This window comes from Streptomyces sp. NPDC003247 (assembly GCF_042888135.1).
GTDB lineage: Bacteria > Actinomycetota > Actinomycetes > Streptomycetales > Streptomycetaceae > Streptomyces.
This window is the reverse complement of record NZ_JBIAPF010000001.1, coordinates 816,345-830,858: the sequence shown is the minus strand read 5'-3', so window position 1 is coordinate 830,858 and position 14,514 is coordinate 816,345. Positions and strand designations below refer to the sequence as shown.

At 69.8% G+C, this 14,514-nt stretch carries 11 protein-coding genes; 10 read left to right on the top strand and 1 reads right to left on the bottom strand.

Going from position 1 to position 14,514, the window contains the following annotated elements; genetic code table 11:
- Positions 1-6: 6 nt before the first annotated feature.
- A complete protein-coding gene (gene clpX / locus ACFYWQ_RS03480) occupies positions 7-1,296 on the top strand; it encodes an ATP-dependent Clp protease ATP-binding subunit ClpX (RefSeq protein ID WP_385065258.1) in 1,290 nt (429 codons plus the stop codon).
- 99 nt (positions 1,297-1,395) lie between these two features.
- On the opposite strand, the gene ACFYWQ_RS03475 is transcribed toward clpX, so the two are convergent.
- Positions 1,396-2,361 carry a hypothetical protein gene (locus ACFYWQ_RS03475; protein ID WP_389512366.1) on the bottom strand — a complete coding sequence of 322 codons (966 nt, stop codon included), beginning with the start codon at positions 2,359-2,361 and terminating at the stop codon, positions 1,396-1,398.
- A 137-nt stretch (positions 2,362-2,498) separates the two neighbouring features.
- Here ACFYWQ_RS03475 and ACFYWQ_RS03470 point away from each other — a divergent pair, with 137 nt between their 5' ends.
- From ACFYWQ_RS03470 to rodA, 9 genes are all read left to right on the top strand, one after another.
- Positions 2,499-5,123 (top strand): valine--tRNA ligase, encoded by a 2,625-nt coding sequence (locus ACFYWQ_RS03470; RefSeq protein ID WP_389512364.1) that lies wholly within the window; start codon positions 2,499-2,501, stop codon positions 5,121-5,123.
- Positions 5,124-5,220: 97 nt separating this feature from the next.
- Complete coding sequence (locus ACFYWQ_RS03465) at positions 5,221-6,741, top strand: bifunctional folylpolyglutamate synthase/dihydrofolate synthase (RefSeq protein WP_389512362.1); 1,521 nt, start codon at positions 5,221-5,223, stop codon at positions 6,739-6,741.
- Between the two features lie 8 nt (positions 6,742-6,749).
- On the top strand, positions 6,750-7,103 hold the full coding sequence (locus tag ACFYWQ_RS03460) for a DUF4233 domain-containing protein (protein ID WP_389512360.1): 354 nt from the start codon (positions 6,750-6,752) through the stop codon (positions 7,101-7,103).
- A 63-nt stretch (positions 7,104-7,166) separates the two neighbouring features.
- Positions 7,167-7,580 carry a nucleoside-diphosphate kinase gene (gene ndk, locus ACFYWQ_RS03455; RefSeq protein WP_389512359.1) on the top strand — a complete coding sequence of 138 codons (414 nt, stop codon included), beginning with the start codon at positions 7,167-7,169 and terminating at the stop codon, positions 7,578-7,580.
- A gap of 392 nt (positions 7,581-7,972) precedes the next feature.
- Positions 7,973-8,992, top strand: coding sequence for a rod shape-determining protein (locus tag ACFYWQ_RS03450; protein ID WP_110628156.1), 1,020 nt, complete (start codon positions 7,973-7,975; stop codon positions 8,990-8,992).
- Positions 8,993-9,163: 171 nt separating this feature from the next.
- Positions 9,164-10,105, top strand: coding sequence for a rod shape-determining protein MreC (gene mreC / locus ACFYWQ_RS03445; protein WP_389512358.1), 942 nt, complete (start codon positions 9,164-9,166; stop codon positions 10,103-10,105).
- 12 nt (positions 10,106-10,117) lie between these two features.
- On the top strand, positions 10,118-10,786 hold the full coding sequence (mreD, locus tag ACFYWQ_RS03440; RefSeq protein ID WP_389512356.1) for a rod shape-determining protein MreD: 669 nt from the start codon (positions 10,118-10,120) through the stop codon (positions 10,784-10,786).
- Between the two features lie 224 nt (positions 10,787-11,010).
- On the top strand, positions 11,011-13,269 hold the full coding sequence (gene mrdA / locus ACFYWQ_RS03435; RefSeq protein WP_389512354.1) for a penicillin-binding protein 2: 2,259 nt from the start codon (positions 11,011-11,013) through the stop codon (positions 13,267-13,269).
- A complete protein-coding gene (gene rodA / locus ACFYWQ_RS03430) occupies positions 13,266-14,465 on the top strand; it encodes a rod shape-determining protein RodA (RefSeq protein WP_389512353.1) in 1,200 nt (399 codons plus the stop codon). The genes mrdA and rodA overlap by 4 nt, the downstream gene beginning before the upstream one ends.
- The last annotated feature ends 49 nt before the right edge of the window (positions 14,466-14,514 follow it).

The following is a 14,514-nucleotide window of genomic DNA, read 5'->3' as shown; positions in this document are numbered from 1 at the left end:
CACACCGTGGCACGCATCGGTGACGGCGGCGATCTGCTCAAGTGCTCGTTCTGCGGCAAGAGCCAGAAGCAGGTCAAGAAGCTCATCGCAGGGCCCGGTGTGTACATCTGCGACGAGTGCATCGATCTCTGCAACGAGATCATCGAGGAAGAACTCGCGGAGACCAGCGAGGTCCGCTGGGAGGAGCTCCCGAAGCCGCGCGAGATCTACGAGTTCCTCGAGGGCTACGTGGTCGGCCAGGAGGCCGCCAAGAAGGCCCTGTCGGTCGCGGTGTACAACCACTACAAGCGGGTCCAGGCCGGTGAGAACGGCGGCGCGCAGAACCGCGAGGACGCCATCGAGCTGGCGAAGTCGAACATCCTCCTGCTGGGCCCGACGGGCTCCGGCAAGACCCTCCTCGCGCAGACCCTGGCCCGCATGCTGAACGTGCCGTTCGCGATCGCCGACGCCACGGCGCTCACCGAGGCGGGGTACGTCGGCGAGGACGTCGAGAACATCCTGCTGAAGCTGATCCAGGCCGCCGACTACGACGTCAAGAAGGCCGAGACCGGGATCATCTACATCGACGAGATCGACAAGGTCGCGCGGAAGAGTGAAAACCCCTCCATCACCCGCGACGTGTCGGGCGAGGGCGTGCAGCAGGCCCTGCTGAAGATCCTGGAGGGCACGACCGCCTCCGTCCCGCCGCAGGGTGGCCGCAAACACCCCCACCAGGAGTTCATCCAGATCGACACGACGAACGTGCTGTTCATCGTGGGCGGTGCCTTCTCGGGCCTGGAGAAGATCATCGAGTCCCGGGCCGGCGCCAAGGGCATCGGTTTCGGCGCGACGATCCGCTCCAAGCGGGAGCTGGAGGCCAAGGACCAGTTCGAGGACGTCATGCCCGAGGACCTGGTCAAGTTCGGCATGATCCCCGAGTTCATCGGCCGTCTGCCCGTGATCACCTCGGTCCACAACCTGGACCGCGAGGCCCTGCTCCAGATCCTGGTCGAGCCGCGCAACGCGCTGGTCAAGCAGTACCAGCGCCTCTTCGAACTCGACGGGGTGGAGCTGGACTTCGAGCGCGAGGCCCTCGAGGCCATCGCCGACCAGGCGATCCTCCGCCAGACCGGCGCCCGCGGCTTGCGCGCCATCATGGAGGAGGTTCTGATGTCGGTGATGTACGAGGTCCCGTCCCGCAAGGACGTGGCCCGCGTCGTCATCACGGCGGACGTCGTCCACTCCAACGTCAACCCGACCCTGATCCCCCGCGACGCGCGGGGCGGCCGGGGCTCGGGCGAGCAGAAGACGGCGTAACCGCCTCCCCGCGACAACCGCCACCCGCGACACGACGAAGGGGCCCCGGTCGACCGACCGGGGCCCCTTCGCGTGCGGTGGTGCGACGCCGGCCTGGCGTCAGAGGGCGACGCGGGCCTCCTTGCGCACGTCGGCCGCGATCTCGGCGGACTCGTCGAGCGAGTAGGTCTTGGCGCCGGCGGTCGGCTCGACCACGCCCATGGTGCTGTAGTCGGCCCAGATGCACATGTAGGTGGTCTGGGTCTTCTCGGTGAGCGCGTTCTCGCTCTCCGCCTTCTGGCACCGCATCACGGCGCCGTCCAGGTTGTCGGGCTCGACGGTCTCGGCGTCGCCGATCAGCGTGATGTCGTCGTCCGACTCCGCCTTCATCTGGGAGAAGGTGATGTCGAGGGCCTTCTCGGGGTCCGCGATCGTGCCGTAGACACCGAAGAAGGTGATGTTCTCGGCGGTCTGGGTCTTGGCCACGTCGGACGGGTCGGTGGTGTCGAGGGAGGTCAGGTCGATCGTCGAGTAGATAGCGCCGATCGAGGTGGCGTCGGTGACGCCGGCCTTGGCGAGGTCCTTCTCGTCGCTCTCGCTCGCCTCCTCCTCCGCCGAGTCGCCCATCCGCTGGTACTTGTCGGACAGCAGGGAGGCCGGCGCGGTCAGCTTGTGCGGGCCGTCGTCCTCCAGACCGCCGGCACCCCCGCCGCCGGCGAGCACGAAGTAGGCGCCCACACCGATCGCCGCCACCACCGCGACCGCCCCGATCACCAGGCCGGCCTTCTTCTTGCCGCCGCCCGGCGCCGGCGGATGCGGGACGCCGTAGGGGGCCTGGCCGTACGGGGGCTGCTGGCCGTAGGGGGGCTGGCCGCCGTAGGGCGGGGTGGGCGGCTGCTGGCCGTACGGGCCGGGCTGCTGGCCGTAGGGCGGGGTCTGGGGCGGAACACCCTGAGGGGGCTGCTGGGGGTAGCCGTAGCCGGGCTGGGGGGCCGGCGGCTGCTGGCCGTACGGACCCGGCTGGCCGTACGGGCCGGGCTGCTGAGGCGGCTGCCCGCCGTACGGGCCCGGCTGGTTGTAGCTCATTCCTGGGTTCCCCTCCAGAAAGCTTATGTGTTTTTCACATCCTGGCTCACGGCCTGTGGGGCCACTGCGCCGGGGGCCCCACCGTTACAGAACAAACGCGTTTCGGGACGGCGTCGTGACACCTCTAAACTGAGCCCGTGACCGACAACGCTCAGCAGCAGCCACCCGCGCCCACGACCGAACTGCCGACCCAGTACGCGCCGGCCGAGGTAGAGGGGACGCTGTACGAGCGCTGGGTGGAACGGGGTTACTTCGCCGCCGACGCGAGCAGTGACAAGCCCGCGTACACCATCGTCATCCCGCCGCCGAACGTCACCGGCTCGCTCCACCTGGGCCACGCCTTCCAGCACACCCTCATGGACGCCCTCACGCGCCGCAAGCGCATGCAGGGCTACGAGGCGCTGTGGCTGCCCGGCATGGACCACGCCGGCATCGCCACCCAGAACAAGGTCGAGCAGCAGCTCGCCGAGGAGGGCAAGTCCCGCCACGACCTGGGCCGCGAGGCGTTCGTCGAGCGCGTCTGGCAGTGGAAGGAGGAGTACGGCGGCCGGATCCTCGGCCAGATGCGGCGCCTCGGTGACGGCGTCGACTGGAGCCGCGAGCGGTTCACCATGGACGAGGGCCTGTCCAAGGCCGTCGGCACCATCTTCAAGAAGCTCTACGAGGACGAGCTGATCTACCGCGCCGAGCGCATCATCAACTGGTGCCCGCGCTGTCTGACCGCCATCTCCGACATCGAGGTGGAGTACCAGGAGGACGCCGGCGAGCTGGTCTCCATCCGGTACGGCGAGGGCGAGGACTCCCTGGTCGTCGCCACCACCCGCGCCGAGACGATGCTCGGTGACACGGCCGTCGCCGTCCACCCCGACGACGAGCGCTACCGCCACCTGGTCGGCCGGCAGATCAAGCTCCCGCTGACCGACCGGACCATCCCGGTCGTCGCCGACGAGCACGTCGACCCCGAGTTCGGCACCGGCGCCGTCAAGGTCACCCCGGCCCACGACCCGAACGACTTCGCGATCGGCCAGCGCCACGGCCTGCCCGCCATGACGATCATGGACGAGCACGGCGTCATCACCGTCCACGGCCCGTTCCTCGGCCTGGACCGCTTCGAGGCCCGCTCGGCGGTCGTCGGCGCGCTCCGGGAGCAGGGCCGGATCGTCGCCGAGAAGCGCCCCTACATGCACTCCGTGGGCCACTGCTCGCGCTGCAAGACCACGGTCGAGCCGCGGCTGTCCATGCAGTGGTGGGTCAAGGTCGGCCCGCTCGCGCAGGCCGCCGGTGACGCGGTCCGCGACGGCCGGGTCAAGATCCACCCCGAGGAGATGTCGAAGCGCTACTTCGACTGGGTCGACAACATGCACGACTGGTGCATCTCGCGCCAGCTGTGGTGGGGCCACCGCATCCCGATCTGGTACGGCCCCGACGGCGAGGTCGTCTGCGTCGGCCCCGACGAGGAGCCGCCGGCCGGCGAGGGCTGGACCCAGGAGTCCGACGTCCTCGACACCTGGTTCTCCTCCGGCCTGTGGCCCTTCTCCACGCTCGGCTGGCCGGAGAAGACCCCGGACCTGGCGAAGTTCTACCCGACCGACGTCCTGCTCACCGGCCACGACATCATCTTCTTCTGGGTCGCCCGGATGATGATGTTCGGCCTGTACGCGATGGACGGCGAGGTCCCCTTCCACACCATCGCGCTCACCGGCCTGGTCCGGGACGAGTTCGGCAAGAAGATGTCGAAGTCCTTCGGCAACGTCGTCGACCCGCTCGACTGGATGGACAAGTATGGCTCCGACGCCGTCCGCTTCACCCTGGCCCGGGGCGCCAACCCCGGCGCCGACGTGCCGATCGGCGAGGACTGGGTCCAGGCGTCCCGCAACTTCGCCAACAAGATCTGGAACGCCACCCGCTTCGCGATGATGAACGGCGCCACGATCGAGGGCGACCTGCCCCCGGCCGAGGAGCTGTCGCCGACCGACCGCTGGATCCTGTCGCGGCTCAACGAGACCGTGGCGCAGGTCGACGCCTACTACGAGGACTACCAGTTCGCCAAGCTCAGTGAGGCGCTGTACCACTTCGCGTGGGACGAGGTCTTCGACTGGTACGTCGAGCTGACCAAGACCACCTTCTTCGCGGGCGGCGAGCCGGCGAAGGTCACCGGCAGGGTCCTCGGCGAGGTCCTCGACGTGCTGCTGCGGCTGCTCCACCCGGTCGTCCCGTTCGTCACCGACACCCTGTGGACGACCCTCACCGGCGGTGAGTCCCTGGTGGTCGCCGACTGGCCGAAGGACTCCGGTTTCCGCGACCGGGCCGCCGAGCGCGAGATCGAGACCCTCCAGTCCGTCATCACCGAGGTCCGCCGCTTCCGCGCCGACCAGGGCCTCCAGCCCGGCCAGCGGGTCCCGGCCCGCCTGGAGCTGGGCGGCACCGCGCTCGCCCCGCACGAGGCGGCCATCCGCCAGCTGCTGCGGCTCCAGCCGGAGGGCGAGGCCTTCTCGGCGACGGCGACCCTGCCGGTCGCGGGCGCCACGGTCGCCCTGGACCTGTCCGGCACGATCGACGTGGCGGCGGAGCGGAAGCGGCTGGCCAAGGACCTGGCCGCCGCCGAGAAGGAGAAGGCCCAGGCGAACGCCAAGCTCGGCAACGAGGCCTTCCTCGCCAAGGCGCCCGACAACGTCGTGGAGAAGATCCGCACGCGGCTGGCCAAGGCGGAGGAGGACATCGCCCGCATCCAGGCCCAGCTGGAGCGGCTGCCGCAGGCGTGAGAGCCCCGTACCCACGCAGGTGAAGGCCCTCGGAACCCAAGGACGGTTCCGGGGGCCTTCGCCCACCTCTGTCACCTCCCCTCCGTAGACTGGCCTCGTGAGCGAGCTCCCCCCGAACGGCAACCACGACCAGCCCGACCCCCTCGACTCCTTCGACGAGATCATCGCGGCCGAGACCGACCGCGACCCCGATCTCGCGGTCATCGAGGCGGGCAGCCGCACCCTGCGCACGCAGGGCGGTCCGCCGCAGGCCGACGTGCCGGCGCGGCCCGAGGATCCCGAGATCGACAAGGCCCTGCGCGAGGTCGAGGCGGAGCTGGCCACGCGGTGGGGGGAGACCAAGCTGGAGCCGTCCGTCAGCCGGATCGCCGCGCTGATGGACGTGCTGGGGGAGCCGCAGCGGTCGTACCCCTCCCTGCACATCACCGGGACCAACGGCAAGACGTCCACCGCCCGCATGATCGAGGCGCTGCTGGGCGCCTTCGAACTGCGGACCGGCCGCTACACCTCCCCCCACGTCCAGTCGATCACCGAGCGGATCAGCCTGGACGGCGCGCCCGTGTCGGCCGAGCGGTTCATCGAGACGTACCGGGACATCAAGCCGTACGTCGAGATGGTCGACCAGGCGCAGGAGTACCGGCTGTCCTTCTTCGAGGTGCTCACCGGCATGGCGTACGCGGCCTTCGCCGACGCCCCCGTCGACGTGGCCGTCGTCGAGGTCGGCATGGGCGGCTCCTGGGACGCGACCAACGTCATCGACGGGGACGTCGCCGTCGTCACCCCGATCGACCTCGACCACACCGACCGGCTCGGCGCCACCACCGCCGCGATCGCCGCCGAGAAGGGCGGGATCATCAAGCAGGACGCGACGGTCATCCTGGCCCAGCAGCCGGTCGACGCCGCCCAGGTGCTGCTGAAGAAGGCCGTCGAGGTCGACGCGACCGTGGCCCGGGAAGGGCTGGAGTTCGGCGTCGTGTCCCGTCAGGTCGCCGTCGGCGGCCAGCTGATGACCCTGCGCGGGCTGGGCGGCGAGTACGGCGAGGTGTACCTCCCGCTGCACGGCGCCTACCAGGCGCACAACGCCGCCGTCGCGCTCGCCGCCGTCGAGGCGTTCTTCGGCGTCGGCTCCCAGCGGCCCGAGCCGCTGGACATCGACACCGTCCGCAAGGCCTTCGCGTCCGTGTCGTCGCCGGGCCGCCTGGAGGTCGTCCGCCGGTCCCCGACCGTCGTGCTGGACGCGGCCCACAACCCCGCGGGCGCCCGCGCCACCGCCGAGGCGGTCGGCGAGGCCTTCGACTTCAGCCGGCTGATCGGCGTGGTCGGGGCCAGCGGCGACAAGAACGTACGGGGGCTGCTGGAGGCCTTCGAGCCGATCTTCGCCGAGGTCGTGATCACCCAGAACTCCAGCCACCGCGCGATGGACGCCGACGAACTCGCCGCGATCGCCGTCGAGGTGTTCGGCGAGGAGCGCGTCCAGGTCGAGCCGCGGCTGCCCGACGCCCTGGAGGCGGCGATCACGCTCGCCGAGGAGGAGGGCGAGTTCGCGGGCGGCGGTGTCCTCGTCACCGGTTCCGTCATCACCGTCGGGGAAGCCCGGCTGCTCCTGGGGAAGGGCTGAGGCTCACCATGCGTACGCTCTGTTCCTCGACCCTGATCGGCGAGTTCTTCGTCATCGGCTTCGCCGGTCTGGTCGCCATGAAGGACCCCGACCTGTCCATGACCACGGTCTGGACGGTGTGCGGTGTCGCGATGCTGCTGAGCGTGCTGCTGTGCGGCATGGTCACCCGGCCCGGGGGCGTCGCCCTCGGCTGGGCCCTGCAGATCGCCCTGGTCGCCTCCGGCTTCTTCGTCCCCATGATGTTCGTCCTGGGCGTGCTCTTCGGAGCCCTGTGGTGGGCGTCCGTGCACTACGGACGGAAGATCGACGAGGCGAAGGCCCGCTTCGCCGCGCAGGCCGGTTCCACCCCTGACGCTGTGTGACGGGCGCACGGACACGCCCTGTAATCTCGTCCCACCGCACACCGGCAGCAGAAGGAGCCCCCCGTGAGCCAGCGCACCCTCGTCCTCCTCAAGCCCGACGCCGTCCGTCGTGGCCTGACCGGCGAGATCATCAGCCGTATCGAGCGCAAGGCCGACTGGCGGATCACGGCGCTGGAGCTGCGCACGCTGGACCAGGAGACCCTGGAGCAGCACTACGGCGAGCACAAGGGCAAGCCCTTCTACGAGCCGCTGGTGGAGTTCATGTCCTCCGGCCCGGTCGTGGCGCTGATCGTCGAGGGTGAGCGGGTCATCGAGGGCGTGCGCGCGCTGGCCGGCCCGACCGACCCGATCGCCGCCGCCCCCGGCTCCATCCGCGGCGACTACGGCGTCATCGTCCGCGAGAACCTGATCCACGCCTCCGACTCCGAGGAGTCCGCGGAGCGCGAGGTGAAGATCTTCTTCCCGGCCCACGCGTAGCCCCGGGCGCCGGGCGCGGCTCTCCGGGGAGCCGGGAGGCTTCCGAGGCATCTCCGCGGCACCCCGGCCGCCGCATCCGCCGAGGCACCCGCGAAGTTTTCGTGCAACTTTTTGACGGCATGTCAGTTCACCTGTCCGCCCGACCGAGGACGGCCGTACCTTTTCGGCCGTCCTTCGGTATATGCGTGCCGATCGGGGGAACGCGTTCCCCCGATGGCCCGTCTCCACAAGCGAGGCGTCACGGCATCTGCTGACAATGGCGAAGACCCTCGCGCAGTGTTCGTGCAAGCGCGTTTACGATGTAAGCCTTCACGTCACAGCACCCACCTCGCCGACCTGAAAAGCCCTCAAAAGCTCATGGGAAGGCCAGTCGAATCCTGATGGGGAACTCAATGTCGTTCATCGGCCGTGACATGGCTGTCGACCTCGGGACCGCCAACACGCTGGTGTACGTCAGGGGTCGCGGGATCGTACTCAACGAGCCGTCCGTCGTCGCGATCAACACCAACACCGGTGGCATCCTCGCGGTCGGCGCCGAAGCCAAGAAGATGATCGGGCGGACCCCTGGCAACATCGTGGCCGTGCGTCCCTTGAAGGACGGGGTCATCGCCGACTTCGAGATCACCGAGCGCATGCTCCGCTACTTCATCCTGAAGATCCACAAGCGGCGGTACCTCGCCCGGCCGCGCGTCGTCGTCTGCGTCCCCTCCGGCATCACCGGCGTCGAGCGCCGCGCCGTCATCGAGGCGTCGACCCAGGCCGGCGCCCGGCAGGTGCACATCATCGAGGAGCCCATGGCGGCGGCCATCGGCTCCGGCCTGCCGGTCCACGAGGCCACCGGCAACATGGTGGTGGACATCGGCGGCGGCACCACCGAGGTCGCGGTCATCTCGCTCGGCGGCATCGTCACCGCCCAGTCCATCCGCGTCGCGGGCGACGAGCTGGACAACGCGATCATCCAGCACATCAAGAAGGAGTACAGCCTCCTCCTGGGTGAGCGGACGGCCGAGCAGATCAAGATCACCATCGGCTCGGCGTACGACCTCGACACCGACGAGCACACCGAGATCCGCGGCCGCGACCTGGTCTCCGGGCTGCCCAAGACCGTCGTCATCTCCGCCGCGGAGGTGCGCAAGGCGATCGAGGAACCCGTCAACGCCATCGTCGACGCCGTGAAGACCACGCTCGACAAGTGCCCGCCGGAGCTGTCCGGCGACATCATGGACCGCGGAATCGTTCTGACCGGCGGCGGCGCCCTGCTGCGCGGTCTGGACGAACGGCTGCGGCGCGAGACCGGAATGCCGATCCACATCGCCGAGGACCCGCTGGACAGCGTGGCGCTCGGATCCGGCAAGTGCGTCGAGGAGTTCGAGGCGCTCCAGCAGGTCCTGGACGCAGCACCCCGCAGATGACGTAACACTTCGATTCCGCCGTACGAGATGACCGCCTCTCGTGCGGCGGATCGTTGATATAGAGGCATAAGATCCGCAAAGAGCCTCGAAACATCCCATACGGTGCCCCTCGGATTTCTCCGGGGGCGACCCGAATTCCCGATTCCTATGAGAAGGGCACGGCCGCCGCACGTGAGGGACACACGAGAGAGCCGGCTGCTCCTGGTGCTGCTGATCGCCGTCGCGTTCGCACTGATCACGGTCGACATCCGCGGTGGCGAGGACTCCCCGGTCGACGGGGCCCGGCGCGCCGCGGCCGCGGTCCTCGGCCCGGTCGAGAACGGCGTGGCCTCGGCGGTCGACCCGGTCGGCAACGCCGTCTCCGCGGTCCGCGACTCCGGCGAACGCCACGACCGGCTCGCCGAACTGGAGCAGGAGAACGCGGCCCTCAAGGCGAAGCTCGGCAGCGACGACCGCAACCGCAGCCGCCTGGCCCAGCTCGACAAGATGCTGCGGACCGCCGGCGCCGGCCAGTACGGCATCAAGGGCGCCGAGGTCATCGCGATAGGAGCGGCCCAGGGCTTCTCCTGGACCGTCACCATCGACATCGGCGCCGACGACGGCATCGAGCGGGACATGACCGTGCTCAACGGCGACGGACTCGTCGGCCGGGTCACGACCGTGGGCCCGGACACCGCCACCGTCCTCCTCGCCAACGACCCCGACTTCACCGTCGGCACGCGCATGGAGGCCGGCGACGAGCTCGGCTTCGCCTCCGGACAGGGCGACCGCCCGCTGCGCGTCGAACTCCTCAACGGCAAGGCCGAGGTGAAGAAGGGCGACCGGCTCGTCACCTTCGGCTCGCAGGCCGACAAGCCGTTCGTCCCCGGCGTCCCGGTCGGCGCGGTCTCCCGCGTCGATCCCTCCGGCGGCGACCTGACCCGCACCCTCTACGTCACGCCGTACGTCAGCTTCACCAAGCTGGACATCGTCGGCGTCGTCGTCGAGGCCCCGAAGAAGGACCCCCGCGACACCGTGCTCCCCGCGAAGCCCCAACCGGTCCCCACGCCCACGGTGACCGTCACGGTCACCCCGGACGCGAACGCACCCGCCGACGGCCAGGACGAGCAGTAGGAGCTGACTACCATGCGCGTCAACCGGATCCTGCTCTCCGTCCCGCTGATCGCCGTGGCCCTGGTGGTCCAGGTGAGCGTCCTCGCCCGCCTCCACCTCCCCGGCGCCGTCCCCGACCTGCTCCTCCTCACCGTCCTGGGCCTGGCCATGGTGTACGGCCATGTCAGCGGCGCCCTCATCGGCTTCGGCGCCGGCCTGCTCGCCGACCTCGCCCCGCCCGCCGACCACGCGGCCGGCCGCTACGCCCTCGTGCTGTGTGTGATCGGCTACCTCGCCGGTCTCGTCAAGCCGGAGACCGGGCAGATCAAGTCGGCCACCGGCCCCATGGTCGTGGTCGTCGCCGCCGCGGTCGGCTCCACCCTGCTGTACGCGGGGGTCGGCGCCCTCGTCGGCGACACCACCGCCCGCCATGTGGGCCTCACCGGGCTGCTGTTCTCGGCGGCCCTGTACGACCTGCTGCTCGCCCCGTTCGTCGTCCCCGCCGTGATGTTCCTGGCCCGGCGCGCGGAGAACGACCCACTGGCCGACACCAACGCCGCCCAGAAGGCCGACATCTCCTCCGGGTGGCTCGCCTCCGGCACCGGTCTGCGGATCGGCGGCCAGCGGGGCGGTCTGAAACTGCGGGCCGGGCGCTCCCGGGTCGCCCGCGCCGGCCGGATCAAGGGGGTCAAGCGGCTGTGACAGCGGGGGAGTTCACCCGAACGGGGAAGGCCGGGGAGGCCGCCCCGGCGGGGAAGGCCCAGGAGGTCTGCCCAGCGGGGCCGGCCCGGGAGACCGCCCGATCGGGAACGGCGCGCAGGTTCACCCGAACGGGGAAGTTCCGGCGGAACGAGGCCGCACCGGCCCGTCGTTCATCATTCGTCCGCGCACATACGTTCGCGCGCTGAGAGGGGGAGACAGCCGCAGTGACCAACATTCCCGAGACCGGGCGGACCCCACGCGTCCAGATCCGGCTCGTCGTGATCCAGATCCTCGTCCTCTCCCTCCTCGGCACCCTCGGCGGCCGCCTGTGGTACCTCCAGATCCGGGAGGGCGCGGAGTACGCCAAGGAGGCCTCCGGCAACCACGTGCAGCAGGTCGTCGAGCCCGCGGTGCGCGGCTCCATCCTGGACGCGCGCGGGGTGCCGCTCGCGGACAACGAGACCCGGCTGGTCGTCTCCGCCTCCCGCACCGACCTGCTGAAGCAGAAGGACGACGGCAAGGCCGTCCTCACCAAGCTCGCGGGCGTCCTCGGCATGTCCCCCGAGGAGGTCATGCAGAAGGTCCGGCTGTGCGACGCGGAGACCCCCCAGCCCTGCTGGAACGGCTCGCCGTACCAGCCCATCCCCATCACCGACGAGGCCACGCCCAAGCAGGCCCTCCAGATCCGTGAGCGCGCCGAGGACTTCCCCGGCATCACCGCGGAGCCCGAGGCCGTGCGCCGCTACCCGAGCCCCGGCAAGGCCAACACGGCCCAGGTCCTCGGCTACCTCTCCCCGGTCACCGACGAGGAGATCACCAAGGCCCAGGACACCGACTCGCCCTTCCTCCGCTCCGACCAGGTCGGCCGCAGCGGCCTGGAGCGCCAGTACGACAAGGAACTGCGCGGCAAGGCCGGCGTCACCCGGTACGAGGTCGACAACCTCGGCCGTGTCATCGGCGAGGCCGAGGCCACCCCGGCCGAGCCCGGCTCCAACCTCGTCACCAGCATCGACGCCCGCGTGCAGCGGGTCGCCGAGTACGAGCTGAACGAGGCGATGAAGGAGGCCCGCAAGCAGCTCGACCGCAACACCGGGGTCAACTACAAGGCCGACGCCGGAGCGGTCGTCGTGATGGAGGCCAAGACCGGCCGCGTCGTCGCCATGGCGTCCAATCCCACGTACGACCCGAACGCGTGGGTCGGCGGCATCTCCGCCAAGGACTACCAGCAGCTGACCGGCAAGTCCTCCAACTACCCGCTGCTCAACCGGGCCATACAGGGCCAGGCGGCGCCCGGCTCCATCTTCAAGGTGGTCTCCACGGCCGCCGCGGTGGAGGCCGGCTACGACTTCGACGGCCGCTACGACTGCTCCAGCTCGTACTCGGTCGGCGGCCAGGTCTTCAAGAACTTCGAGTCGGCGAACTACGGCCCCATCAGCCTCGGCCGCGCCCTGGAGGTCTCCTGCGACACCGTCTTCTACCGGCTCGCCCACAGCCAGTGGCAGAAGGACGGCGGCATCGACCCGAAGGCGAAGCCCAACGACTACTTCTTCAAGGCCGCCCACCAGTTCGGCCTCGGCGAGGAGACCGGTATCGACCTGCCCAACGAGGTCACCGGCCGTGTCCCCGACCGCGAGTGGAAGCAGTCGTACTGGGAGGCCAACAAGGACGCCTGGTGCAAGACGGGGAAGAAGGACGGCAATTACGTCGAGAAGATCGCGTACGAGAACTGCCTCGAAGGCAACAAGATGCGCGCCGGTGACGAGATCAACTACTCCATCGGCCAGGGCGACACCCTCGTGACCCCGATCCAGATGGCCACCATCTACGCGGCCATCGCCAACGGGGGCACCCTCTACGACCCCACGGTCGGCAAGGCGATCGTCAGCGCCGACGGCAAGACCGTGACGGAGATCGAGCCCCAGTCGCACGGCAAGCTGCCGGTCTCCCAGAAGACGCTGGCCCAGATGGACGAGGCCCTCGAGGGCGTGGCCACCCGCGGTACCGCCGCCTGGCGCTTCGGCGGCTGGCCCCAGGACGAGATCCCGATGCACGCCAAGACCGGTACCGCCGAGGTCTACGGCAAGCAGACGACGTCCTGGTTCGCCACGTACACCGAGGACTACACCATCGTCATGACGATCTCCCAGGGTGGTACGGGCTCCGGCGCCTCGGGCCCGGCCGTGCGCAACATCTACGACGCGCTGTACGGCGTGTCCGACGACGGCACCATCAACAAGGAGAACGCGCTGCTGCCGACCCCCCTGAAGGACCTGCCGAAGATCAAGACGGACGGCACCATCGCCTCCCCGAAGATCTCCAAGGACCCGGCCAAGGAGCAGCAGGCCAGCCAGAAGGCCACCGAGGAGGGCGCGCCCACGGACGACGGGACGCAGCCCGCCGCGACCGTGGCCTCGCCCGAGGCGGACAACCGTGACACCCGGCGGCGACGGCGCGGGCGAGGAAGCCGGAGGAAGTGCACATGACCGGCGCGAACAGCTTCTCCGTCTCCGGGTACGGGCCCGAGCGGGCCGGCTGGACGCGGCTCTTCGCCCGCGACTCGATGGCCCGGCGCCTGGACTGGCCGATACTGCTGTCGGCCGTCGCCCTGTCGCTGATCGGCTCACTGCTGGTGTACTCGGCGACCCGCAACCGCACCGAGATCAACCAGGGCGACCCGTACTACTTCCTGATCCGGCACCTGATGAACACCGGCATCGGGCTCGCCCTGATGGTCGGTACGGTCTGGCTCGGCCACCGCACCCTGCGCAACGCGGTGCCGGTCCTCTACGGGCTGTCGCTCCTGCTCATCCTGCTGGTGCTCACCCCGCTCGGCTCCACCGTCAACGGCGCGCACTCGTGGATCGTGCTCGGCGGGGGCTTCTCGCTCCAGCCCTCGGAGTTCGTGAAGATCACGATCATCCTCGGCATGGCGATGCTGCTGGCGGCCCGGGTCGACGCCGGCGACAAGCCCTACCCCGACCACCGCACGGTGCTCCAGGCCCTCGGCCTCGCCACCGTCCCCATGCTGATCGTGATGCTCATGCCCGACCTGGGCTCGGTCATGGTCATGGTGATCATCGTGCTGGGGGTGCTGCTGGCCTCGGGCGCCTCCAACCGCTGGGTGTTCGGCCTGCTCGGCGCGGGCGCGACCGGCGCGGTCGCGGTGTGGCAGCTGCACATCCTGGACGACTACCAGATCGCCCGCTTCGCGGCCTTCGCCAACCCCAGCCTCGACCCGGCGGGCGTCGGCTACAACACCAACCAGGCCCGGATCGCGATCGGCTCGGGCGGACTGACCGGGTCCGGACTGTTCCAGGGGTCCCAGACCACCGGTCAGTTCGTCCCCGAGCAGCAGACGGACTTCGTCTTCACCGTGGCGGGCGAGGAACTCGGCTTCGTGGGCGGTGGCCTGATCATCGTTCTGCTGGGCGTCATCCTCTGGCGCTCCTGCCGCATCGCCCGTGAGACGACCGAGCTGTACGGCACGATCGTCGCCGCCGGGATCGTCGCCTGGTTCGCCTTCCAGGCCTTCGAGAACATCGGCATGACGCTCGGCATCATGCCGGTCACCGGTCTTCCGCTGCCGTTCGTGTCGTACGGAGGCTCGTCGATGTTCGCGGTGTGGGTGGCGGTGGGGCTGTTGCAGTCGATCCGGGTCCAACGGCCCATGTCCGCGTGAGCGGTTCGCGACGCGGCCGGTCGAGCACCTGATCCGGGGCTGATCCGGG